The sequence below is a fragment of the Paracoccus aminovorans genome (genome assembly GCF_900005615.1).
In the GTDB taxonomy this organism is placed as follows: domain Bacteria; phylum Pseudomonadota; class Alphaproteobacteria; order Rhodobacterales; family Rhodobacteraceae; genus Paracoccus; species Paracoccus aminovorans.
Genome location: NZ_LN832559.1, coordinates 1,679,625 through 1,701,472 on the forward strand (window position 1 = coordinate 1,679,625; position 21,848 = coordinate 1,701,472).

At 67.9% G+C, this 21,848-nt stretch carries 22 protein-coding genes and 1 tRNA gene; 14 read left to right on the forward strand and 9 right to left on the reverse strand.

Annotated features, from left to right (window positions below; translation table 11 throughout):
* Window positions 1-15: 15 nt before the first annotated feature.
* From JCM7685_RS08420 to JCM7685_RS08435, 4 genes are all read right to left on the reverse strand, one after another.
* On the reverse strand, window positions 16-1,152 hold the full coding sequence (locus JCM7685_RS08420) for an OpgC domain-containing protein (protein WP_074968805.1): 1,137 nt from the start codon (window positions 1,150-1,152) through the stop codon (window positions 16-18).
* A complete protein-coding gene (gene mdoH / locus JCM7685_RS08425; protein WP_083412805.1) occupies window positions 1,149-3,323 on the reverse strand; it encodes a glucans biosynthesis glucosyltransferase MdoH in 2,175 nt (724 codons plus the stop codon). Before mdoH ends, JCM7685_RS08420 begins: the two co-directional genes overlap by 4 nt.
* The gene (locus JCM7685_RS08430; RefSeq protein WP_074968803.1) at window positions 3,320-4,900 is read right to left on the reverse strand and encodes a glucan biosynthesis protein; all 1,581 of its coding nucleotides are present in this window, start codon (window positions 4,898-4,900) and stop codon (window positions 3,320-3,322) included. The genes mdoH and JCM7685_RS08430 overlap by 4 nt, the downstream gene beginning before the upstream one ends.
* Before the next feature lie 185 nt (window positions 4,901-5,085).
* Entirely contained in the window at window positions 5,086-5,952 is an 867-nt protein-coding gene (locus JCM7685_RS08435) for a hypothetical protein (protein WP_074968801.1), read from the reverse strand.
* A 126-nt stretch (window positions 5,953-6,078) separates the two neighbouring features.
* Here JCM7685_RS08435 and JCM7685_RS08440 point away from each other — a divergent pair, with 126 nt between their 5' ends.
* The 9 genes from JCM7685_RS08440 to JCM7685_RS08485 all read left to right on the forward strand — a co-directional run bounded on the left by JCM7685_RS08440 (window position 6,079) and on the right by JCM7685_RS08485 (window position 13,622).
* On the forward strand, window positions 6,079-6,468 hold the full coding sequence (locus JCM7685_RS08440) for a PepSY domain-containing protein (RefSeq protein ID WP_074968885.1): 390 nt from the start codon (window positions 6,079-6,081) through the stop codon (window positions 6,466-6,468).
* Window positions 6,465-7,127: a response regulator transcription factor gene (locus tag JCM7685_RS08445; protein ID WP_074968799.1), complete on the forward strand. Its 663-nt coding sequence runs from the start codon at window positions 6,465-6,467 to the stop codon at window positions 7,125-7,127. Before JCM7685_RS08440 ends, JCM7685_RS08445 begins: the two co-directional genes overlap by 4 nt.
* Window positions 7,124-8,455: a sensor histidine kinase gene (locus JCM7685_RS08450; RefSeq protein ID WP_074968797.1), complete on the forward strand. Its 1,332-nt coding sequence runs from the start codon at window positions 7,124-7,126 to the stop codon at window positions 8,453-8,455. Before JCM7685_RS08445 ends, JCM7685_RS08450 begins: the two co-directional genes overlap by 4 nt.
* Window positions 8,456-8,575: 120 nt before the next feature.
* Window positions 8,576-8,665: transfer RNA gene (locus JCM7685_RS08455), tRNA-Ser, on the forward strand.
* 137 nt (window positions 8,666-8,802) lie between these two features.
* Window positions 8,803-9,462, forward strand: coding sequence for a DUF6538 domain-containing protein (locus JCM7685_RS08460; protein ID WP_074968795.1), 660 nt, complete (start codon window positions 8,803-8,805; stop codon window positions 9,460-9,462).
* Window positions 9,463-9,560: 98 nt separating this feature from the next.
* A complete protein-coding gene (istA, locus tag JCM7685_RS08465) occupies window positions 9,561-11,060 on the forward strand; it encodes an IS21 family transposase (protein WP_090271472.1) in 1,500 nt (499 codons plus the stop codon).
* Complete coding sequence (istB, locus tag JCM7685_RS08470; RefSeq protein WP_028030902.1) at window positions 11,060-11,788, forward strand: IS21-like element helper ATPase IstB; 729 nt, start codon at window positions 11,060-11,062, stop codon at window positions 11,786-11,788. Before istA ends, istB begins: the two co-directional genes overlap by 1 nt.
* A gap of 120 nt (window positions 11,789-11,908) precedes the next feature.
* Window positions 11,909-12,862 carry a hypothetical protein gene (locus JCM7685_RS08480; protein ID WP_139218103.1) on the forward strand — a complete coding sequence of 318 codons (954 nt, stop codon included), beginning with the start codon at window positions 11,909-11,911 and terminating at the stop codon, window positions 12,860-12,862.
* A gap of 358 nt (window positions 12,863-13,220) precedes the next feature.
* Window positions 13,221-13,622 carry a hypothetical protein gene (locus tag JCM7685_RS08485; protein WP_074969000.1) on the forward strand — a complete coding sequence of 134 codons (402 nt, stop codon included), beginning with the start codon at window positions 13,221-13,223 and terminating at the stop codon, window positions 13,620-13,622.
* Between the two features lie 14 nt (window positions 13,623-13,636).
* On the opposite strand, the gene miaB is transcribed toward JCM7685_RS08485, so the two are convergent.
* A complete protein-coding gene (miaB, locus tag JCM7685_RS08490) occupies window positions 13,637-14,965 on the reverse strand; it encodes a tRNA (N6-isopentenyl adenosine(37)-C2)-methylthiotransferase MiaB (RefSeq protein ID WP_074968986.1) in 1,329 nt (442 codons plus the stop codon).
* A 68-nt stretch (window positions 14,966-15,033) separates the two neighbouring features.
* Between miaB and JCM7685_RS08495 the strand changes: the two genes are divergently transcribed.
* On the forward strand, window positions 15,034-15,369 hold the full coding sequence (locus JCM7685_RS08495) for a TfoX/Sxy family protein (RefSeq protein ID WP_074968984.1): 336 nt from the start codon (window positions 15,034-15,036) through the stop codon (window positions 15,367-15,369).
* Here JCM7685_RS08495 and JCM7685_RS08500 read toward each other — a convergent pair.
* A complete protein-coding gene (locus tag JCM7685_RS08500; protein WP_170848945.1) occupies window positions 15,354-15,797 on the reverse strand; it encodes a DUF2380 domain-containing protein in 444 nt (147 codons plus the stop codon). The two genes, JCM7685_RS08495 and JCM7685_RS08500, sit on opposite strands and share 16 nt — an antisense overlap.
* 137 nt (window positions 15,798-15,934) lie before the next feature.
* Between JCM7685_RS08500 and JCM7685_RS08505 the strand changes: the two genes are divergently transcribed.
* Window positions 15,935-17,296 carry an aminotransferase gene (locus JCM7685_RS08505; protein ID WP_074968997.1) on the forward strand — a complete coding sequence of 454 codons (1,362 nt, stop codon included), beginning with the start codon at window positions 15,935-15,937 and terminating at the stop codon, window positions 17,294-17,296.
* A 262-nt stretch (window positions 17,297-17,558) separates the two neighbouring features.
* Here the strand turns inward: JCM7685_RS08505 and JCM7685_RS08510 are convergent, their stop codons facing one another.
* Window positions 17,559-17,828: a DUF3572 domain-containing protein gene (locus JCM7685_RS08510; RefSeq protein ID WP_074968982.1), complete on the reverse strand. Its 270-nt coding sequence runs from the start codon at window positions 17,826-17,828 to the stop codon at window positions 17,559-17,561.
* 118 nt (window positions 17,829-17,946) lie between these two features.
* On the opposite strand from JCM7685_RS08510, the gene JCM7685_RS08515 reads away from it, so the two are divergent.
* The 3 genes from JCM7685_RS08515 to JCM7685_RS08525 all read left to right on the forward strand — a co-directional run bounded on the left by JCM7685_RS08515 (window position 17,947) and on the right by JCM7685_RS08525 (window position 20,550).
* Window positions 17,947-19,332: a diguanylate cyclase domain-containing protein gene (locus tag JCM7685_RS08515; protein WP_074968980.1), complete on the forward strand. Its 1,386-nt coding sequence runs from the start codon at window positions 17,947-17,949 to the stop codon at window positions 19,330-19,332.
* Window positions 19,333-19,417: 85 nt separating this feature from the next.
* Entirely contained in the window at window positions 19,418-19,831 is a 414-nt protein-coding gene (locus tag JCM7685_RS08520) for a DUF983 domain-containing protein (protein WP_074968978.1), read from the forward strand.
* Window positions 19,828-20,550: an NUDIX hydrolase gene (locus JCM7685_RS08525; protein ID WP_083412817.1), complete on the forward strand. Its 723-nt coding sequence runs from the start codon at window positions 19,828-19,830 to the stop codon at window positions 20,548-20,550. The genes JCM7685_RS08520 and JCM7685_RS08525 overlap by 4 nt, the downstream gene beginning before the upstream one ends.
* Before the next feature lie 8 nt (window positions 20,551-20,558).
* Here the strand turns inward: JCM7685_RS08525 and JCM7685_RS08530 are convergent, their stop codons facing one another.
* Together JCM7685_RS08530 and JCM7685_RS08535 are read right to left on the reverse strand one after the other, a co-directional pair.
* Window positions 20,559-21,329, reverse strand: a complete 771-nt coding sequence (locus JCM7685_RS08530) for an enoyl-CoA hydratase-related protein (protein WP_074968976.1) — start codon at window positions 21,327-21,329, stop codon at window positions 20,559-20,561.
* 65 nt (window positions 21,330-21,394) lie between these two features.
* On the reverse strand, window positions 21,395-21,847 hold the full coding sequence (locus JCM7685_RS08535) for a cytochrome c-type biogenesis protein (RefSeq protein ID WP_074968974.1): 453 nt from the start codon (window positions 21,845-21,847) through the stop codon (window positions 21,395-21,397).
* Window position 21,848: the final 1 nt, after the last annotated feature.

Sequence of the window (21,848 nt, forward strand, 5' to 3'; positions counted from 1 at the left end):
CGCCACGGCCGGGCGTCAATCCAACCGAAGTCGCGCACGCAGCTGCGGCACCCAGCCCTCGCGGCGCATCCACAGCGCGGCGATGGCCCAGAAGGCGGTGACGAGCCACAGGTCGATCAGCAGCCGCAGCCAGAACCAGGCCGCGCCGCCGCGGGGCACGGTCATGTCCAGCGCATCGCCCCAGATCGACAGGATCACGCAGACGATGAAGGAAAACAGCCCGCCGCGGCCGATTTCGGCCAGGGCCTCGCCGGGGGCGGTCGCGGCCATCCAGGCAAAGGGCCGCGCCAGCGGCACCGCCACGATCCAGCTTGCCGCAAGGATCGAGATCACGCGCACGAAATCCAGCGACCACTTGTCGATGCCGCCGGTGATCTGGCGCAGGAACAGGCTGAGCGGCTTGGCCGGCGCGCCGATCTTCCAGCTGAGCACGATGGTCAGGCTGAACAGCAGCACCGCCGCCGAGACCAGGGTCAGCAGCCGGCCGTGGCGAAGCAGCACCGGCATGATGCGGTCGCGGAACGCGCCCATCGCCACCCCGGCAAAGAACAAGAGCTGCCAGCCGAAGGGGTTGAACAGCAGGCCCGGTCCCGGCCTCTGGTTCGGGATCATCGCGTTCAGCGGCTCGGCGAACCACCACACGACGACCGAGACCGCCAGCGCCAGCCAGGGCATGCGCAGCATGAAGGGCACGGTCAGCGGCACGGTGGCGATCAGCAGCACGTAAAGCGCCAGCACGTCCAGCAGGTTCGGCTGCATCCACATCAGCGCCACCGTGGCGACATAGCCGATCGGATGCTCGAAGATCCAGCGCGCGTATTGGAACCAGACCGCCGTGTGGTTCATGTGCAGCTGGAACAGCAGCGCCGAGAACAGCGCCAGCAGGACGGCGCCGGCGATCAGCGCCAGCCAGACCTGGGCCGCGCGGCGCAGGAAGCGCAGCTGCGCGACGCGCCGGCCCTGCCGGGCCTCGACCTTGACCCAGACCATGCCGACCAGGAAACCCGACAGCAGCACGAACAGCTCGGCCGCGTCGAAGACGGCAAAATTCGTCAGCGTGACATTGCGCAACAGCCCGATGGGCATGTGGTCCAGCATGATGCAGACCAGCGCATAGCCGCGCAGCATATCCAAGGCGACGATGCGCTTCATTGCGGCAGATTCGCGAAGGCTTGGATCAGGGCGCGGTTCTCGACCAGCGCCAGGGTCTCGGCCGGGCTGAGAAAGCTCAGCGCCTGGGCCTGGGACGCGGCATGGCCGATCTTGGCCTCGGCCGAGATCGCGTCCAGCCGCTGGGCGGCCGGGCCGTCCGCCCCCTCGGGCAGCAGCGCCAGCATCCGCGCCCGCAGCGCCGGGTCATGGCCAAGGGCGGCGATGCCCTGCTCGGGCAGGCGCGCGGCGATGCGGAAATCCAGCGCATTGGCCGCGGTCAGCAGTTCGGGCAGGTCGCGCTCCTCGGGGGTGACCAGCAGGCCCTGGCGGCGGGCCCAGCGGCCGAAGACCGGGCTGGCCGACCAGCGCGAGGTCATCGGCGACAGGATCAGCCCCGCCAGGATCGGCGACAGCCAGACCAGCTGCCAGGGCGACAGGATCGCCAGCACCACCAGGGTCGCAATCCCCAGCACCACATGCAGCGCGTGGCGACGCAGCACAACGTGCCAGGGCGGCATCTGGCCGGCGCGGACCTGGGCCTCCCAGCCGGAATCGCGACCGCGCAGGATCTCGAAGATCTGCCGGGTCTGGATCAGCATCTGCACCGGCGCGATCAGCGCCGACAGCACGATCTCGAACAGCGCCGAGCCCAGCAGCCGGGCGCTGCCGCCCGAGTTGCGCGCCAGCGGCCGCAGCCAGGCGCGGAAGATGGCGATGAATTTCGGCACCAGCAGAAAGGACATGGCGGCGACGAACAGCCACAGCATCCGCACCGGATCGAAGGTCGGCCAGTCCGGGAACAGCTGATAGGTCTGCGGGAAATAATCCGGCCGCGACAGCAGCACATTGGCCGACAGCGCCAGCCCGACCAGGATCATCGCCAGCCAGATCGGCGACATCAGGAAGCCCAGGATGCCGATGGTGAAATGCGCCCGGCTGATCCAGGCGAACCCGCGCGAGAAGATGATCCGCGCATGCTGCAGGTTGCCCTGCGCCCAGCGACGCTCGCGCACGGCCATGTCCAGAAGCGTGGGCGGGCTGCCCTCGAAGCTCTGGCGCAGGTCGTGGTCCAGCCGCACCTTCCAGCCGGCGCGGCGCATCAGCGCCGCCTCGACGAAATCGTGCGACAGGATATGGCCGCCGAAGGGCGGCCGGCCCGGCAGCTCCGGCAATCCGCAGCATTGCGCAAAGGCGGTCATGCGGATGATGGCGTTGTGGCCCCAGAAATTGCCGCTGTCGCCCGACCAAGCCGAAACGCCGCGCGCGATGGCGGGCCCATAGATGCGGCCGGCGAACTGGGTCAGCCGGGCAAAGATGGTCTGGCCGCCGACCAGCATCGGCATGGTCTGGATCAGCCCGACCGCCGGGTCGGCGTTCATCCGCGCCGACAGTGCCTTGATCGTGGCCGCGCCGACGACGCTGTCGGCGTCCAGCACCACCATCTGGTCGTAGCGTCCGCCCCAGCGGCGCACGAAATCGCCGACATTGCCGGCCTTGCGGCCCTTGTTGTCGCGCCGGCGCCGGTACCAGACCGGAACCGGGGAAATGTCGCGCAGCCGGCTGACCGCGGCCATTTCCGCCAGCACCGCATCCGGCTCGCGGCTGTCCGAGATGACGAAGATCTCGGCCCGCTCGCCCAGGCCCACGCGGTAGAGGTCGCGCGCCAGTGCCGCCAGCAGCCCGGCGGTGGCGGCGGCGTCCTCGTGATAGACCGGCATGACCACGGCGATGCGGGCGTCGTTCGGCCCCTCGGGCGTGCGCAGCCGCCGGGCAAAGATGCCCGCGACCATCGAGGCGAAGGAAAACCCGACCCAGGTGAAGGTCACCCCGAACAGCACCAGCAGCACCGATTGCAGGAAGGTCATGCTGGTGCCGAAGGCCAGCACCATCTGCTGCCAGCCGTACCAGCCGATTGCCGCCGCGCCGCCGAAAGCGGTCAGCCGGGCGGCGATGGTGCCCAGCCCCGGCCAGCGGGCGTCCGGTCCCAGCGGCGGGCGGCCGCGGAAATCCTGCTCGGGCATCTCCATGGGCGCCTCGGGCGGCGCCGCCAGATCCGCGCGCTGCGGCAGGTCCAGCGCCTCCCAGCTTTCCTCCGCCGCCAGCGGCAGGGTCTCGGTGCGGCTGGCCGGCGCTGCCGCCGGCTGGCTGAGGGTCTCGCTCACGTCGCTCACTCACGCGTCCAGCGGGCGATCCAGGTCTCGCTCAGCGGACCTTCGGGACCGTTCAGCACCGCCGAAAGATCGGCCAGCTTGGCGCCTTCGGGCAGGTATTCGAACGCCAGCCGCATCCGGCGCTGTTCCGGCAGCCGCAGCAGGTAGCTGTGGCCGATCCGCCCGGCCGAGGCGCGCACCGTCGGCACCGGATCATCCGCCCCGAACAGGCCCAGGTCGAAATCGACGATATAGGTGCGCCCGTTCGGATTGTTGATCGCCTTGCCTGACATGGTCTCGACCACCCGGGAAATCGGCGCGCTGTCAGGAACTTCCGACGAAAAGCTTAGAATATAGTTGAAGTCGTAGCGATTGCCCGTCGCCAAGGTGTCGGCGGGCTGCCAGAAGGAGACGATATTGTCGTTGAACTCGTTCTCGACCGGGATCTCGATCAGGGTCACGGTGCCCTTGCCCCAGTCGTCCTGCGGTGCGATCCAGGCCGCGGGCCGGCGTTCGTAGCGCGCCTCGGCGTCCTTGTAGCTTTCAAAGTCCCGCGCCCGCTGCGCCAGGCCGAATCCCAGCGGATCCTTGTCCATGAAGGCCGAGATCTGCAGCGTGCTGTGCCCCGACAGCACCCGCCACAGCCGCTGTTCGTCGCCGGTCAGCATCTGCAAGCCGTCGCTGTCATGCACCGCCGGGCGATAGTCGTCCACGCGCGAGCGGTCGGTCGGCCCGAACCAGTACATCGAGGTCAGGGGCGCGATGCCGATGTTCTTCATGTCGCTGCGGGGGAACAGCGACACCCGGGTGTCGAACACCGTCTCGGCGCCCGGGGTGATGCGGAATTCGAAGGCGCCCGAGACCGACTTGCTGTCCAGCAGCGCATGGATCAGCACCGAGCGGTCCTTGTCCCCGGGCTCATGGATCCAGTAGCCGCGGAACAGCGGGAATTCCTCGCCCTCGGCGCTGCCGGTGCCGATGGCAAGGCCACGCGCCGACAGGCCGTAAAGCGTGCCGCGCGCCACGGCGCGGAAATAGCTCGCGCCCTGAAAGACCACGACCTCGTCCATGACGTCGGGCCGGTTCAGCGGCGTGCGGATGCGAAAGCCCGACCAGCCCATGTTGCCCAGGGTCTCGTAATCGACGCCGTCGGGGAATTGCCCGGGGTCGAAATCGAACATATGCGGGTCGAACTTGACCGGGATCACCACGCCTTCGCGCACCAGGCTGATGTCCACCGGCTCGTGGAAGATCGAGCCGGGCGGCAGCAGGTCCAGCGCGAAATCGCGGCTTCCGACCCAGGGGTCGCGGTCGCGGCGGAAGCGGATGCCGCGATACTGGTCGTAGGTCAGGTTCGCGAAGGTGCCGATCAGTTCTGCATCGCGATATTCATAAGGTTTCGAGGCCAGCTCCTTGGCCATCGCCGCCACGTCCTCGAAATCGAAGGGCTTGGGCAGCGCGGCTTCGACCGGCTGCGCTTGCGGTTCGGGCGCGGGCGTCTCGGGGCTTTCCTGCGCCAGCGCCGCGCCCAGCGAGGACGACAGCGCGCCGACCGCCGTCATGGCCCCGGCAGAGATGACAAAATCGCGACGACGCATCGACCATCCTCATTCTTCGGGCAAGAAGACCCAGAAATTCCGAGCGGATTTCGCATTGCCGCGCCGATCAGGCAAGCCTTTTCACGTCACATGGCAGCGACTTGCCGAGAGTCGACGGATTTTCGCCGCAGAAAGGGCCGCGCAGGCCGAATGCCCGCGCGGCCGATCCGGTTCCCTTGCCGGGCTCAGCGATTGATCTCGCGCAGCACCCTGCCCTCGGCGTTCATCTCGACCGAGACCGCCTCGCCCTCGGGATTGACCGCCTGCGCGACCGCGCGCGGGCCGTCCTGCACGATCTCGCCGATGCGGCTGTAGCCGGCCCCGGTCAGCGCCAGCCGCAACGCGCCGCGGTCGATCACCGCCCCCTGGCGCTGCGGAGCGGCCTCGCCCGCAGGCGCGGCATCCGGTGCGGCGCCCGCGGGCGGCGGTGCGTCCGGGCCGCGGCCCTCGCGCTTGCCGTGGTCGCGGTCCTTGCCGTGATGGCCGTCGCGCCAGCCGTCGCCGCGCTTGCCGTGACGGTCGTGCTTGCGGTGCTTGCCGTCCTGGAAGCCGGGCCTCTCCTTGTCGCCGCGGCCGAAGCGAAGCAACGTGCCGTCCTCGGCGAAGGCGGCGCGGATCTTGTTCTTCTCGGCGTCCTGGCCGGCCAGCATGACGGCCCGCTCGCCGGTAAAGACCGCCTGCAGGCTGCCGAGCTCGGCAAAGACGGCGTTGTCGCGCACCGCCTGCGGGACAAGCTGCGCCACCAGCGCCTGCGGCAGCACCGCCTCGCCCCGCGCGCGCAGCCCGCGCAGCTGGCCCTGTGCGTCCAGCATGGCGTCAAGCTCGGTCCCGTCGGGCAGCTTGCCCTGGATGCGGCTGCCGTCGTGGCGGCCGCGCTTGCTGGTCACATCGGTCAGCCCGGCGTCCTTCAGCGCCTGCGGCAGCGCGACCGGGGCCTGCGCCTCGGCCGCGGGCGGTTGCGGGGCGGGCGCGGTCTCCTGCGCCAGCGCCGGGCCGGCGAGCAGCGCCAGCAGCGCGGCCAGCGTGACGGGGGTCGATAATCTTCTGCTCATCTGTGGTTCCTTCCGTGTCGGGACCCAGGCGGCCCCATGCGAATCGGGAAATACCCCCCGCCCCGCCAATGAAACGCCAACAGCCCGTTTTGCTTTCGTTTGGTTTTGACGCATTACATCGACACCATGATCCGCGCCCGCCTTTTCGCCCTGCCGCTTCTTGCCGCGCTGGCCCTGCCCGCCCTGGGCGAGGACCATCACCGCGGCCACGACCCGCGGGCCGAGGACTGGGCCTCGGAATTCGACGACCTCGGGCAGCAGGACTATCGCGTGTTGCCGCTGAAGCGCGCCGCGCAGATCGTGGCAGAGCGCTTTCGCGGCCGGCTGATCGCCGCGCGCCTGGTCCCGCCCCGGCCCGAGGAGCGCGCGCGCGGCGTGGTGCTGGTGCATCAGCTGCGCCTGCTGACCCCGGCCCGGGACGTGCTGGCGATCCGGCTGGACGCGCGCAGCGGCGCCTTTCTGGAGGTGGCGGGCGCCGGGCTGACCGAGGCGCGCCGCAAGGGGAACGCGCGATGAAATGCCTGATCGTCGAGGACGACCCCACCCTTGCGGGCCAGTTGGCCCAGGCCATGCGCGACGGCGGCTTCGCCTGCGACCTGGCGGCGGACGGCACGCGGGGCGAATTCCTGGGCGCGACCGAGACCTATGACCTGGCCATCCTCGACCTGGGCCTGCCCGGGCTGCCGGGAATCGAGGTGCTGACCCGCTGGCGCGAGGCCGGCGTGACCATGCCGGTGCTGATCCTGACCGCGCGCGGCGACTGGACCGACAAGGTCGCGGGCTTCCGCGCCGGGGCCGACGATTACGCGGTCAAGCCCTTCCGCCTGGAAGAGGTGGTGATCCGCGCCCAGACCCTGGTGCGCCGCGCCGCCGGCCACGCCCGGGCGGTGATCCCGGCCGGGCCGCTGCGGCTGGACAGCCAGCTGGGCGTCATCACCCGCAACGGGCTGGCGCTGAAGCTGACCGGATTCGAGACCCGGATCCTGGCCTATCTGATCCATCACCAGAACCGCGTCGTCAGCCGCAGCGAGCTGTCGGATCACCTCTACGATTCCGCCGCCGACCGCGACTTCAAGTCGATCGAGGTCGTCATCGGCCGGCTGCGTCGCAAGATCGGCGACGGGCTGATCGAGACCCGGCGCGGCGAGGGCTACGTGCTGCGGAGCGCGCCGTGATCCTGCCCGGCGATTCGATCCGCGCCCGGCTGATCGGCCTGGGCGCGGCGCTGACGGTGGCGGCGCTGGCGGCGGGCTATCTGGCCATCGCCGCCATTCTCGAAGATTTCATCACCGGCCGCTTCGATGCCGAGACCGAGGCGGTGGCCGACGCCCTGATCGCGGGCGCCGCCGTCGATGCCGACGGGCGCCTGCTGGCCGGCCCCGAACCCGCAGACCCGCGGTTCCAGATCCCGCTGTCGGGCTGGTTCTGGCAGCTGACCCAGGACGGCCGGGTTTCGGCCAAGTCGCCCTCGCTCTTCGACAATGTGCTGAACCCGCCCGAAGCCGATTTCCAGGGCGGACCCGGTCTTGGCCCCGACGGCGAGTCGCTACGCGTGACCCGCCATCGCTTCACCCTGCCCGACAGCGATTCGGCGCTGGCGGTGACCGTGACCGCCCCCCGGGCCGAGATCGACGCCAGCCTGTCGCGTCTGCGCCGGCCGCTGGCGGTCTCGCTGTCGGTGCTGGGGCTGGCGCTGACGCTGGCAAGCTTCCTGCAGGTGGCGGCGGGGCTGCGCAGCCTCGACCGGCTGGGCCGCGACATCCGCGGCATCCGCGCCGGCCGGGCCGAGACGCTGCCCCTGCCCGCCGTGGCCGAACTGCGCCCCGTCGCGGCCGAGATCAACGCGCTGCTGGAACAGAACCGCAGCGTTCTGGCCCGCGCGCGCGAGCATCTGGGCAACCTCGCGCATTCGCTGAAGACGCCGCTTTCGGCGCTGGACAACACGCTGCCGCCCGATCATCCCGGCCACGGGCTGGTCGCGCGCATGGACCGGCAGATCGGATGGCACCTGCGCCGGGCACGCTCCTCGGCCGCGCCGCGGCTTCTGGGCCAGCGCACGCCGGTCCGGCCGGTGATCGAGGACATCCTGCTGGTCCTGGGCCGGCCGATCCGCGATTCGGCCCTGTCGGTCGAGGTTTCGACCCCCGGCGCCCCCGCCTTCGCCGGCGAGCGTCAGGACCTCGAAGAGATGATCGGCAATCTGGTCGAGAATGCGGTGAAATGGGCCGACACCCGGCTGCATATCCAGGCCTCTGCGCAGGACCAGACCCTGGACATCGTGATCGAGGACGACGGCCCCGGTATGTCCGACGCCGATCACGCGCAGGCGCTGGCCCGCGGCAGCCGCCTGGACGAGAACGGCCCGCCCGGCACCGGCTTGGGCCTTGCCATAGTCGCGGACCTTGCCGCCCTGCACGGCGGCGCGCTGGCGCTGGACCGCTCGGACCTTGGGGGGGGGCTGCGGGCCACGCTGCGCCTGCCGGCGATCCCGCCGCCGGGCTGACCCGCATCGGACGCTGGGCGCCGTCCCGACTCTTGTCCCGGTTTCCGCAACCGCCTATTGCGGCGCAACCCCTTGGCGGCCTTGACTTGCCCGCGGCCGGCCTGCGAAAGGGGAACGGACGGAAGCGTGGCCGAGTGGTTTAAGGCTCTGGTCTTGAAAACCAGCGTGGGGGAGACTCCACCGTGGGTTCGAATCCCACCGCTTCCGCCAATCACAAGCCTGTGAATTTTGATAACCAATTGAATTTGCTCAATACTTATCTAGATGTCGATTCTGCTTGGCAGAAATTGCTATACATCTAGCTATACAAAATGCGATACCAGCTCCTAAGGAATTTGGGGGCACACATGGCAATCACCACCCGGAAAGGGTCATCAAAGGGAACGCTCTATCTCTATCGGCGCGTCCCAAAGCGGTATGAGTCGATAGAGCCGCGCCGGTTCGTCTGGGTCAGCCTCCACACGGATAGCCCATCCATCGCGAAGGCGAAGGAAGCCGCAGCCTGGGAACAGATGGTCGAAGCATGGGAAGCGAAACTAGCTGGCGACAGCGCCGACGCGGAACAGAGATTTAATGCGGCGAAGGAATTAGCAGCAGCGCGCGGGTTCCGCTACATGCGCGCCGAACAGGTCGCGAAGCTGCCTCTTGAAGATCTTCGCGACCGGATGGCGAAAATCCCAGTCAAGGACGACCAGCCGGATATGATCGAAGCGGCGGCGCTCCTTGGAGGGGAGAAAGAGCCGCCGCTGACGGTCAGCAAGGCGCTAGAGGTATACTGGACGCTCGCGAAGGATAAGACGCTCGGGAAGTCGCCGGATCAGCTTCGCCGATGGGAAAATCCACGAAAGAAAGCCGTGAAGAATTTCATCGCCGTTGTCGGTGACAAGGCGTTATCCGATGTCACCGGCGACGACATGCTCGATTTCCGTAGCTGGTGGATGGAGCGCCTTGAGGTCGAGGATATGACGCCGAACAGCGCGAACAAGGTGTTGAACGGCTTGCAATAAGGACCCCGCTTCTGGGGTGATCGGCGTCCAAAATGGACCCCACCGACCGGGGGTTGGGTCCATTGTGCCTTCGATGATTATCGGAGGCCGAGCACGGGATGCTGATCGTGGAGACAATCGCAAAAATCAGGCGGCTACATTTCACCGAGGGCAAGGGGATCAAGACGATCTGCCGTGACCTGAAGCTGTCGAAGAAGGTGGTGCGGAAGGTGATCCGCACCGGGATTACCGAGTTCACCTATACCCGGACGGTGCAGCCGCGCCCGAAGCTGGGTGCCTGGCTGGGGGAACTCAACCGGCTGCTGGAGGTCAACGCCGCGCGGTCCAGCCGGGAACGTCAGTCTCTGATACAGATCTACGAAGAACTGAGCGGTCTCGGTTATGAAGGTGGGTATGACGCGGTGCGCCGCTACGCCTCGAACTGGGCACGCACTCAGAGTTCAGGCGCTTCTGCCGCCTTCGTGCCCCTGAGCTTTGCGCCCGGTGAAGCCTATCAGTTCGACTGGAGCCACGAGGTTGTGGTGATCGATGGGGCGACCACCACCATCAAAGTGGCCCATGTTCGCCTGTGCCACAGCCGGATGTTCTTTGTGCGGGCCTATCCGCGCGAGACGCAGGAGATGGTGTTCGATGCCCACGACAGGGCTTTCGCCTTCTTCAAGGGCACCTGCACCCGCGGGATCTACGACAACATGAAGACGGCGGTGGAGACCATCTTCACCGGCAAGGAACGCCTCTACAATCGTCGGTTCCTGCAGATGGCCAGCCATTATCTGGTCGAACCCGTTGCCTGCACCCCTGCTGCGGGTTGGGAGAAAGGCCAGGTGGAGAGCCAGGTCGGCACTGTCCGTCAGCGGTTTTTCGCGCCCCGCGTCAGGGTCAAGAGCTACGAGGAACTGAATGCCTGGCTGCTGGACAAGTGCATCGCCTCGGCCAGAACCAGCAAGCATCCGGAGCTGACGGACAAAACCGTCTGGCAGGTCTTCCAGGAAGAGCGCCCGCACCTTGTCCCCTATGCCGGGCGCTTCGACGGATTCCATTCACTGCCTGCGGCGGTGTCAAAGACCTGTCTCGTGCGCTTCGACAACAACAAATACTCCGTCGCGGCAACGGCTGTCGGGCGGCAGGTCGAGATCAGGGCCTATGCTGAGCGGATCGAGATCCGGCAGGAGGGCCGACTGGTCGGAGACCACCCGCGTCACTTCGGCCGGGACCGAACGGTTTACAATCCCTGGCATTATGTGCCTGTTCTGCTTCGCAAACCCGGGGCGCTGCGTAACGGCGCACCGTTCAAGGACTGGGTTCTTCCCGGAGCTCTTGAACAGATCCGCCGCAAGCTGCAGGGCTCCTCAGATGGCGACCGCCAGATGGTGAAGGTCCTCGGCGCTGTGCTGACGGAAGGGATGCCTGTGGTTCAAAAGGCATGTGCCGAAGCTCTCTCGCAAGGCGTCCATTCTGCCGATGTAATCCTCAATATTCTATCCCGCAGGCGAGATCCGGAACCACCACCGCTTCTGCTGACCTCTCCGGCCTTGCAGTTGACCCATGAGCCTGTGGCGGACTGCGCCCGTTATGATCTGCTGCGGAGGGCCTGCTGATGGATCGTGCTGACATCATGGCTGCAATGGGCGAGTTGAAGCTCTACGGGATGCGCGCCGCTTATGACGAACTCATGGCGGTGGCTGTGCGCCGCCAGCACGAACCCCGCCAGATCGTTGGAGATCTTCTGGCCGCCGAGATCAACGAGAAGAAAGCGCGGTCGGTCAAATACCAGATCACCACCGCCAAGCTGCCCTATGCCCGGGAGATCGAGGAGTTCACCTTCGATGACACCCCAATCAACGAGACCCTGGTGCGAGATCTGGCCAGCGGGGAGTTCCTCAGCCAACAGCGCAATGTCGTGCTGGTTGGCGGCACCGGGACCGGCAAGACCCATATCTCTGTGGCCATAGCGCGCGCGGTCATCCGCAATGGTGCCCGGGGCAGGTTCTTCAATGTCGTCGATCTGGTGAACAGGCTGGAGGCCGAGGCCCGTGCCGGACGGGCAGGCCGGCTTGCAGAACATCTGATGCGGCTCGACTTCGTCATCCTCGATGAACTCGGATACCTGCCATTCGCGCAGTCCGGCGGCCAGCTGCTGTTCCATCTGATCAGCAAGCTCTATGAGCAGACTTCCGTCATCGTCACCACCAACCTCGCATTCGGGGAGTGGCCGACCGTCTTCGGAGACGCAAAGATGACCACCGCGCTGCTCGACCGGCTCACCCACCACTGCGACATCGTCGAGACCGGCAACGACAGCTGGCGCATCAAAACCCGAGCCTGAACACCCTCCAAAACGCAGGCCCGCGTCGGCTGCGCCAGCTGGAAAGCTACGCCGCCACGGGCCTGCTCACCCGCGCGCCAAAGGGGTCACTTTTGGACGCCGATCAGGGGGCCCGTTTGAATGCCGATTGACATCTATGACGCAAGTTGCAGTATTGCGCATGGTGACGGACTGCGATCCGTGCTACGTCCCCGGGTCGAAGCCTCTTTCCTTCGAGAGCGCGGCCTCGCGGCTCATCTCAACGATTTGCTCAGCGAAGGCCAATGGCCTGATGCACAGCGAACGATCGCGCAAGATCTTCGTGCAAGATTGGATGAGGCATACCGTGCCGGTGTCGGGCCGGGAAAAGCTGGGGAGAATGAGCAATATCCGCTGCTCGCGCGCATTCTCCCCTGCGGCACCTCGACCGAGCAGATTCCCTCCGACATGGCGCGATCTATCGAGGCCGGGCTCGCCAGTCATGTAGCGCACAGCAGCGTGCTTGCCAATCCGGTCTTGCAGCGTGTGTTGGTGTCGTTACGTGATAAGCTGTCCACTAGCAGCGAATATACAGGCGAGGTCCAGCAGGAGTTCGACGCCGTACTCCAACAGATTTTGATGTTTTGCAGTGACCGGCAGAATGCGGAGATTCGCGATCTCGGGGCGCGCGGTACGTATCTGCGAGCCCCGGATCCAAGCGAGGCCGATCTCCAGTCAGACCTCCGCGAATTCCTCAAAGGCAATCTCGTAGGCGCGGAGGTGCTATCCGAAGTGCGTGGTGTCTCGACCGGCCGGACAGATCTCTATGTCAGCCTAGGTGGCCCCGCTTTCGTTATCGAGCTCAAAAAACACGAGGGCGCGTTTTCACCCGAGACTGCCAAGCGCTACCAGGCGCAGGCAACCAGCTACCAAGCGGCCAACGTCCGGCTCGGATTTCTCGGAGCGCTCGAGCTCGTCGATCGCCCAGGGCCGGTGCCGAGCATAGAGGAGTGTCTCTGGCACAGCGCTTATGTTCCCGAAGGTAGCGCGCTCGCCCGGCATCTCATCGTGTTCAGGGTTCCCGGTCGCTTGAAATCCCCATCTTCGCTCCGTTAGAGCGCCTCTACCGCTGGGGTATCGCGCGTTCACACTGTGTTGGCTCTGCTGTGGGCAACAGATGTGAAGCGAAGGTCAGCAGTTAGAAAGCGCCGCTCGACGACGGCGACGTTGGGCGCGAAATAGACGTCTGACGGCTCTCGATCAGCTCTGCCACCGTCTCACCTCCTATTTTGGCGGGGTATAGAGGGCAATGGAGTAGATATAGTTCTCATCGGTATCTCGCATGGCCCGCCAAATTTCACAAATCGTTACAGGAACTTCCTGTAAATTCCCAGCAACCCGCATCGGGTGCTTTCCTTCGCCGGAAATGACCGTTAGCCTCGACAGCGACACCAGCGAGAACGAGGACGCACAGATGATGAGAACCGGCACCACCCTTGCGGCCAGCCTGCTGTTGCTGGCGGCCTGTGCGGGAACGGAAGGCGACCGCTACGGCCAGATCATCGCCGACTCAACCCCGCCCAGCCCCGAATTGCGGGCGCTGTTGGCCCAGGGCGCGACCAGGGTTGCCTATGATCCGGCCTCGATCCGCTATGCCGAGATCTCGAACGTCGCGACCTTCAAGGACGGGTTGCAGGGCGTCTGCGTCCGCGCCGACAGCAAGAACGTCAAGGGCCTTTACACCGGCGTGCACAATATCGGCATCCCGCTGCGCGACGGCAAACCCGTCGGCGGAGAGTTGGACCATCCGATCTGCAACCGCGCCGACGTGCCCTGGCACAAGTTCCCCGAGCTGGAGAACCTGGGCCGCAAATAGGCGGCCCCGCCCGCTCAGGCGACCAGTTCGCCCGCCAGCGAGTTCGGCGCGCTGGCGGTGATGCGCACCCGCAGCAGGTCGCCCACCTGCGCAGCGGGCGCCTCGACGAAGACCGCGTGCAGGTAGTCCGACTTGCCGACCATCTGTCCCGGCTTCCGGCCCGGCTTTTCGAACAGCACGCCCAGTTCGCGCCCGACCATGCCCAGCTGCGCCGCCTTCTGCTGGCTGGTCAGCAGCGCCTGCAACTCTTGCAAACGGGCGTCGGCCCGGTCCGAATCGACCTCGGGCCGTTCATAGGCCGGGGTGCCGGGGCGTGGCGAATACTTGAAGCTGAAGGCGGTGCCGAAATTCACCCGCGCCACCAGGTCCAGCGTATCCTGGTGGTCCTGGTCGGTCTCGCCCGGGAAACCAACGATGAAATCGCTGGTCAGCATGATGTCGGGCCGCGCCTCGCGGATGCGATCGATCAGTCGCAGGTATTCTGTGACCGTATGCTTGCGGTTCATCGCCTTCAGGATGCGGTCGCTGCCCGACTGCACCGGCAGGTGCAGATAGGGCATCAGCTTCGGCTCGTCGCGATGTGCCTCGATCAGGTCGTCGGCCATGTCGTTCGGGTGACTGGTGGTATAGCGGATGCGGTCGAGCCCGTCGATTTCCGCCAGGGCCCGGATCAGCCGGCCGAAGCCCCATTCGCCGCCTTGCCCCTGACCGTGCCAGCCGTTGACGTTCTGGCCCAGCAGCGTGATCTCGCGCACGCCGCGCGCGACCAGGTCGCGGGCCTCGGCCAGGATGCGGCTGACCGGGCGCGAGACCTCGGCGCCGCGGGTATAGGGCACCACGCAGAAGGCGCAGAACTTGTCGCAGCCCTCCTGCACGGTCAGGAAGGCGGCGGGGGCGCGCCGGGTTGCGGCGGGCTTCGGCAGGTGCTCGAACTTGTCCTCGGCCGGGAATTCGGTGTCGACGCCGCCCCCCGCCCGCGCCATGGCCGGCAGCCGGTGATAGGCCTGCGGGCCGACCACCAGGTCGACGATGGGCATGCGGCGCTGGATCTCGGCGCCCTCGGCCTGGGCCACGCAGCCGGCGACGCCGATCTTCAGGTCGGGGCGCTCGGCCTTCAAGGGCTTCAGCCGGCCGAGGTCGGAATACAGCTTCTCGGCGGCCTTCTCGCGGATGTGGCAGGTGTTCAGAAGCACCATGTCGGCCTCGGCCTGGTGCTCGGTCAGGACATAGCCCTCGGCGCCCATGGCCTCGGCCATGCGCTGGCTGTCATAGACGTTCATCTGGCAGCCGTAGGTCTTGATGAAAAGCTTCTTCGCCGCCGGGGTCTTGGCTTGGTCCGTCATGCCGTGCTGTCCTTGAGAATGCGGCGCTGATACAGGAATATGCGCGACTTGGAAAGTGCGGGCGCAAGATGACGGACCTGACCAGCATCCCGAATATCGGCCCGGCCACGGCGCAGGCGCTGCGCGAGGCCGGCGTGGCGGATGCCGAGACGCTGCGCGCCATGGGCGCGCATGAGGCCTATGCCGCCATGCTGCGCGCCGGCACGCGGCCGCATTTCATCTGGTATTACGTCTTGCACATGTCGCTGCAGGGCCGGCCGTGGAACGACTGCCGCGGCGAGGAAAAGACCGCGCTGCGCCGGCGCTTCGACGCGCTGGTCGCCGAATGCCGGGGCGGCGGGCTGACGCCCATCGAGGCGGCACTGCGCGAGATCGGGCTGATCGCGCCTCAGTCGCGCAGCTGACGGGCCAGGAAGACGCCAGCGCGGCGCCAGGATTCGTCGTTGTCGCCGCGAAAGTTCAGTTCCTTGTGGGCGATCAGCTTGCCCCCCTTCAGGTCCACCTCGCTGGCAAAGGCCTGAAGGATCAGCGTGCTGGCCTTTTGCACCACGATGAACAGGCCGCGGTCTCCGCCCCGGTCGCGCAGCAGCGTGACCAGGCAATCCGTGGTCTCGCGCGGGCAGGCCTCGGCGACCTCGTCGCGGGTCAGCAGCGTGCCGGGCATTTCTTCGGCCAGCACCTGGGCCAGCAGGTCCTGGCGGTGCAGGTGCTCGGCCTGCTGGTCCCGCGCCTCGTGCGAGGTATCCAGCAGCTTGACCGGCGCGATCACCAGCCCATCGGCCCAGGCGGGCGATGCCAGGGAGAGCCACAGGGCCGGCAGCAGGTAACGCATGGTTCCCCTCCCCTTCCATTCAAGGGCAGTCTGCATCCGGCCGGCGGGTCCCGCAACCGGGCGGAAGGTCTTGCCCCATTGAACGCCCGCAAGCGCCCGGCTAGCCTGTGCCCGACACCGGGACCATGGAGACGGCGATGAACCAACCGCAAAGCTGGGAAGCACGGGCCGAGGAATATTCGCTCTACGGCTTTACCGACATGCCCACGATCCACCGCCGCGGAACCGTGGTCGTGACCCATGGCGAGGGCCCCTATGTGGTCGACGTGCATGGCAAGCGCTATCTCGACGCGAACTCGGGCCTGTGGAACATGGTCGCGGGCTTTGACCATCGCGGGCTGATCGACGCGGCCAAGGCGCAATACGAGCGTTTCCCCGGCTATCACGCGTTCTTCGGCCGCATGTCGGACCAGACGGTGATGCTGTCGGAAAAGCTGGTCGAGGTTTCGCCCTTCGACAGCGGCAAGGTGTTCTACACCAACTCCGGCTCCGAGGCGAACGACACCATGGTCAAGATGCTGTGGTTCCTGCACCGGGCCGAGGGCAAGCCGCAGCGCCGCAAGATCCTGACGCGCTGGAACGCCTATCACGGGGTGACGGCGGTGTCGGCCAGCATGACCGGCAAGCCCTATAACGAGGTGTTCGGCCTGCCCCTGCCCGGCTTCATCCACCTGACCTGCCCGCATTACTGGCGCTATGGCGAGGTCGGCGAAAGCGAAGAGCAGTTCGTCGCCCGCCTTGCCCGCGAGTTGGAGGAGGTGATCCAACGCGAGGGCGCCGACACCATCGCCGGCTTCTTCGCCGAGCCGGTGATGGGCGCGGGCGGCGTGATCCCGCCGGCCAAGGGCTATTTCCAGGCGATCCAGCCGATCCTGAAAAAGCACGGCATCCCGCTGGTCTCGGACGAGGTGATCTGCGGCTTCGGCCGCACCGGCAACACCTGGGGCTGCCAGACCTACGGCTTCACCCCGGACGCGATCATTTCGTCCAAGAACCTGACGGCCGGCTTCTTCCCGATGGGGGCGGTGATCCTGGGGCCGGACCTGGCCGGCCGCGTGCAGGCCGCGGTCGAGGCGATCGAGGAATTTCCGCACGGCTTCACCGCATCGGGCCATCCGGTCGGCTGCGCCGTCGCGCTGAAGGCCATCGACGTGGTGATGAACGAGGGCCTGGCCGAGAACGTCATCCGCCTGGCGCCGCGCCTGGAAGAGAACCTGCGCCGGCTGGCGCAGAAGCCGAACATCGGCGAATACCGCGGCGTGGGCTTCATGTGGGCGCTGGAGGCCGTGCGCGACAAGGCGACCAAGACGCCCTTCGAGGCCACTCTTTCGGTCAGCGAGCGCATCGCCAACACCTGCACCGACCTCGGCCTGATCTGCCGGCCGCTGGGGCAGTCGGTGGTGCTGTGCCCGCCCTTCATCCTGACCGATGGGCAGATGGACGAGATGTTCCAGAAGCTGGAACAGGCGCTCGACGAGGTCTTTGCCGAGGTCGCCTGATCCGGGAAGGCAGCACCCCCGGAGCGGTCCGGGGGGCTTTTCCCATGGATAGCCCCCTTGGGGGGCCTCCGCTTGCGGTTCGGTGACCCGCTTTAGCAGGCTGCTAAGAAGAGTTCCGGGAGGGCGTCGGGATGGAAAATCGTTCTGCGGCCGACCGAGATCTGGCTGGAAAACACGCACTTGCGGGCGATTGGGGGCGAATTTCCTGCTTTCTGTCCAGTGCGCCGCGTCGCGAGGACTTTTTCAGCAGCCTGTCAAGGCCCTACCAGGGATCGCCGCCGCCCAACACCGCCCGTGCCATCTGCACCCGCTCGGGACGCAGCCCGGCGGCGGCGGCGAAATCCAGGACCCGCTGATCCTGCTCCAGCAGGAAATCCAGCACGAACACGGCGAATTCCGGCCGCGCCGCCATCGCGCGCAGCCCTGCGGGGTCGCAGCCCGACTGCGCCAGCAGCGCCGCCACCAGTTCGGCATCGCCGGCAATATGGGCAAAGCCCCGATCCGCGATGTCGCGCGCCTCGCCTGCTGTCATCCCGCTTTCCCGCTTTCGTGAAGGTTTCCACCGTTTTTGCTGCGGCTGGAAAGGATTTGTTAACCATTTTCGGCGCAAGATGCCGGCCAGCGCAGCAAGAGTAAAGCAGGCGAGGAGCATGGCAGGGCGAATTCTTGTCGTCGACGGCGCGCCGACCAACCGCATCACCATGAAGGTGCGGCTCAGTTCGGCCTGCTACGAGGTGGCGACCGCCGCCTCGGGACAAGAGGCGCTGCGCATGGCGCGGCTGATCCACCCCCAGATCGTGCTGATCGGCGCCAACCTGCCCGACATCGGCGGCCCGGCGCTTTGCGCGGCGCTGCGGGCGCTGCCGCAGGGCGGCGACATGCCGGTTCTGGTGCTGGCCCGGGGCGACGACCGCGTGGCCGCGCTCAGCGCCGGCGCCTCGGCGCTGATCGATCCGAACGGGGACGAGCTGACGCTGCTGGCCCGCATCCGCGGCCTGATGCGGCACGAGGCGCTGGCGCTGCCCGACTCGGCCCCCGGCCTGGCCGAGCCGGGCGCGGCTTTCCAGCACGACTGCCGGCCGCGCGCGGTCTTCGTCGCCGACCAGCCCGCGACCGCGCTCGGCTGGCGCCACGCCCTGCAGAACCGGGTCGATTTCGCCATCGCCGTCAGCGAGCCCGAGCGCACGCTTGCCGACGCCGCCGCCGGCCGGGTAGCCGAGCTTTACCTGATCGCCGCCGACATCCGGCAGCCCGGCGACGGGCTGCGGCTGCTTTCGGAACTGCGCTCGCGCCCGCATTCGCGCGACGCGGGTTTCGTCGTCGCCCTGCGCCCGGAACGGGCCGAGATGATGCCGGTGGCGCTGGACCTGGGCGCGGGCGACGTGTTGCCCTGGGACCTGGCCGGCGCCGGTTTCGCAGCCGAGGCCGGCTTGCGCCTGCAGGCCCAGCTTGCGCGCAAGCACGAGGCCGACCGCCGCCGCAACGAGACCCGACGGAACATGCATTGGGCGATGACCGATCCGCTGACCGGGCTGCACAACCGCCGCTTCGCCCTGCCGCGGCTGTCGGAACTGGCCTTCGCCGCGCAGGATAGCCATCGCGACCTTGCGGTGCTGCTGCTGGACCTCGACCGTTTCAAGCAGGTGAACGACAGCCATGGCCATCCGGCGGGGGACGCGGTGCTGGCCGAGGTGGCCTCGCGCCTGGCCTCGGCCCTGCCCGAGGACGGGCTTCTGGCCCGCATCGGTGGCGAGGAGTTCCTGGCCGTGCTGCCCGACTGCCCGGCCCGCGCCGCCCGCCGCGTGGCCGAGGACATGCGCCGCGCGGTCATGGCCGCGCCGGTGCGCCTGCCGCCGGGCGGCGCCGCCGAGGAACTGGGCATCACCGTCTCGGTCGGGGTGGCGGTCGGCCATGCCGGCGGCGGACAGGCCCCGGACCCTGAGGCGCTGCTGGCCAGCGCCGACCGCGCGTTGCTGGCCGCGAAATCCGCAGGCCGCAACCGCATCGTGATCGCCCCGCAGATGATCGCCGCCTGACCTGCGCCGCCCTGCGACCCACGGCCGACTTTTCTTTGGCCCTGCCATGACCTAAATATGTCGGGAACAGGAAAGGAACGCGCCCATGTCCCCAGTCCGTGCCGAAGATTCCGAACGGTCCATCAAGCAATCCATGATCCGCGGCGCCCTTGGACGCTGTCCGGCCTGCGGTCAGGGCCGGCTGTTCCAGGGCTATCTGAAGGTGAACGCGTCCTGCGCCCATTGCGGCGAGGAATTGCACCACCAGCGGGCCGACGACGGGCCGGCCTATCTGACCATCCTGCTGGTCTCGCACCTGGGGGCGCCGCTGCTTCTGGCGATCTACATGATGTATCGCCCCTCGGCCATGTCGATGCTGATCGGCTTCGGCCTGGGCGCGGTGGTGCTGTCGCTGCTGCTGCTGCCCCGCATCAAGGGCGGCTTCATCGGCTTCCAATGGGCGCGCCGGATGCATGGCTTCGGCCACGAAACGCCGGCCCTGGGGGCCTCGATCCCGTGAGCGCGGCGCCCGCCCCGGCCCGCGAAGCGCCTGCCGAGGTGCCGATCCGCGATGCGGCGACCGTGGTCGTCCTGGACCGCCGTGCGCCCGCGGGACCGTCGGTGCTGATGGGCCAGCGCGGCGCCGCGGCCGTGTTCATGCCGTCGAAATACGTCTTTCCGGGCGGGGCGGTCGATGCCGACGACGCGGATGCCCGACTGGCCGCCGATCTGGCGCCCGACACCGCCGCCCGGCTTCTGGCCGAGCCGCGCCCCGACGCCGTCCCCGCCTCTCCGTTGGCGCTGGCCGCCGCCGCGCTGCGGGAACTGGCCGAAGAGACCGGCCTTCTGACCGGCCGCCCCGGCCCCGCGCCCGCGGGCTGGGATCATTACGCCGGCGCCGGGCTGGCGCCCGATCCCTCGACGCTGATCTATCTGTTCCGCGCCATCACCCCGCCCGGCCGGCCGCGCCGATTCGACGCCCGCTTCCTGCTGCTCGATGCCGAGCGGCTGCACGGGGACCGCCACGACTTCGGCAATGCCTGCGATGAATTGTCGCACCTACATTGGGTGCCGCTGGCCGAGGCGCAGGCGCTCGACCTGCCCTTCGTCACCGAGGTGGTGCTGGCCGAACTGGCCGAGATGGTGGCGCTGGCCGGCAGCGGCCCGCTGACCCCGCCGGCATCGGTGCCCTTCTTCGACAATCGCGGCCCGCAGCCGCGCTTCATCCGCATCGGCTGACCTGCCCGTCAGCGGCCCTGGAACCGGGGCGCGCGCTTTTCCAGGAAGGCGGTGACGCCTTCGGCGAAATCCCGGGTCCGCGCCATCTCGCCCTGAAGCCGCGCCTCGACGCGCAATTGCGCCGCCATGTCGTTGCCGTCCGAGGCGCGCAGCGCGGCGCGGATCGCCATGAAGGCGGCGGTCGGCCCTTTGGCCAGCGCCCGCGCCCGCGCCGCGACCGCCGATGCGAATTCGGCATCGGGCACGGCTTCCCAGATCAGGCCCCATTCGGCGGCGCGGCGGGCCGAAAGCCCTTCGGCGAACAGCATCATGCCCATGGCGCGGGCCTGGCCCACCGCGCGAGGGATGATGAAGGTGCCGCCGGCATCCGGGATCAGCCCGATGCGGCTGAAGGCCTGCACGAAGCTGGCGCTTTCAGCCGCGATAACCACATCCGCGGCCAATGCCAGATTCGCCCCCGCCCCCGCCGCCGTGCCATTGACCGCCGCGATCACCGGCACCGGCGCCTCGCGGATCGCGGCCAGCATGGGCTCGTATTCCTCGCGCAGGATGCGTTCGACATCGAGGCCGGCCGCCGCATCGGTCAGGTCCTGCCCCGAGCAGAAGGCGCGCCCGGTCCCGGTCAGCACCACGCAGCGCGTGCCCGCCGGCAGATCGGTCAGCGCCGCCATGATCTCGGCCCGCATGGTCCGGTTCAGCGCGTTCATCACCTCGGGCCGGTTCAGCGCCAACTGGGCGATGCCGTCCTCATGCGTGCATGCGATGGTCTGAAAGCTCATGCGGTCCCCCCTGCTTGCGGCCATCCTGCCGGAGGCCGGCGGGACCGGGAAGCCCGGACCTCGCGTCAGTCGCGCATGATCTGGTCCAGCCGCGCCTTCTCGGCCTCGCTGAGCGTCTCGGCGCGCTCCTCGGCCGGGCGGCGCGAGCGGACAAAGCGCCAGCCCAGGGCCAAGGCCAGCAGCGCCATCACCGGCCCGGCCAGGTAGAGCAGCCAGTTCGCCCCGCGCGCGGGCGGCTGGAACAGCACATATTCCCCGAAACGGTCGGTCACCGCCTGCACGGCCTGGGCGTCGCTGTCGCCCGCGACCAGCCGCTCGCGCAGATAAAGCCGCAGGTCGCGGCTGATCGGCGCATTCGATTCGTCGATGGTCTCGCCCTGGCAGACCGGGCAGCGCAGCACCTTCGAGATCTCGCGGGCGCGGGCCTCCAGAGCGGGGTCCGAGAGGACCTCGTCGGGCTGCACGGCCAGCGCCGGCAGGGCGATCAGCAGCGACAGGGCCAGGATCAGCGCGCGCATC

Excerpts from the sequence above, each read along its gene's own strand:
- JCM7685_RS08420 (WP_074968805.1), bottom strand. The coding sequence starts at position 1,152 with ATGAAGCGCATCGTCGCCTTGGATATGCTGCGCGGCTATGCGCTGGTC.
- JCM7685_RS08430 (WP_074968803.1), bottom strand. The coding sequence starts at position 4,900 with ATGCGTCGTCGCGATTTTGTCATCTCTGCCGGGGCCATGACGGCGGTC.
- JCM7685_RS08435 (WP_074968801.1), bottom strand. The coding sequence starts at position 5,952 with ATGAGCAGAAGATTATCGACCCCCGTCACGCTGGCCGCGCTGCTGGCG.
- JCM7685_RS08440 (WP_074968885.1), top strand. The coding sequence starts at position 6,079 with ATGATCCGCGCCCGCCTTTTCGCCCTGCCGCTTCTTGCCGCGCTGGCC.
- JCM7685_RS08445 (WP_074968799.1), top strand. The coding sequence starts at position 6,465 with ATGAAATGCCTGATCGTCGAGGACGACCCCACCCTTGCGGGCCAGTTG.
- JCM7685_RS08460 (WP_074968795.1), top strand. The coding sequence starts at position 8,803 with ATGGCAATCACCACCCGGAAAGGGTCATCAAAGGGAACGCTCTATCTC.
- istA (WP_090271472.1), top strand. The coding sequence starts at position 9,561 with ATGCTGATCGTGGAGACAATCGCAAAAATCAGGCGGCTACATTTCACC.
- istB (WP_028030902.1), top strand. The coding sequence starts at position 11,060 with ATGGATCGTGCTGACATCATGGCTGCAATGGGCGAGTTGAAGCTCTAC.
- JCM7685_RS08480 (WP_139218103.1), top strand. The coding sequence starts at position 11,909 with ATGCCGATTGACATCTATGACGCAAGTTGCAGTATTGCGCATGGTGAC.
- JCM7685_RS08485 (WP_074969000.1), top strand. The coding sequence starts at position 13,221 with ATGATGAGAACCGGCACCACCCTTGCGGCCAGCCTGCTGTTGCTGGCG.
- miaB (WP_074968986.1), bottom strand. The coding sequence starts at position 14,965 with ATGACGGACCAAGCCAAGACCCCGGCGGCGAAGAAGCTTTTCATCAAG.
- JCM7685_RS08495 (WP_074968984.1), top strand. The coding sequence starts at position 15,034 with ATGACGGACCTGACCAGCATCCCGAATATCGGCCCGGCCACGGCGCAG.
- JCM7685_RS08500 (WP_170848945.1), bottom strand. The coding sequence starts at position 15,797 with ATGCGTTACCTGCTGCCGGCCCTGTGGCTCTCCCTGGCATCGCCCGCC.
- JCM7685_RS08505 (WP_074968997.1), top strand. The coding sequence starts at position 15,935 with ATGAACCAACCGCAAAGCTGGGAAGCACGGGCCGAGGAATATTCGCTC.
- JCM7685_RS08510 (WP_074968982.1), bottom strand. The coding sequence starts at position 17,828 with ATGACAGCAGGCGAGGCGCGCGACATCGCGGATCGGGGCTTTGCCCAT.
- JCM7685_RS08515 (WP_074968980.1), top strand. The coding sequence starts at position 17,947 with ATGGCAGGGCGAATTCTTGTCGTCGACGGCGCGCCGACCAACCGCATC.
- JCM7685_RS08520 (WP_074968978.1), top strand. The coding sequence starts at position 19,418 with ATGTCCCCAGTCCGTGCCGAAGATTCCGAACGGTCCATCAAGCAATCC.
- JCM7685_RS08530 (WP_074968976.1), bottom strand. The coding sequence starts at position 21,329 with ATGAGCTTTCAGACCATCGCATGCACGCATGAGGACGGCATCGCCCAG.
- JCM7685_RS08535 (WP_074968974.1), bottom strand. The coding sequence starts at position 21,847 with ATGCGCGCGCTGATCCTGGCCCTGTCGCTGCTGATCGCCCTGCCGGCG.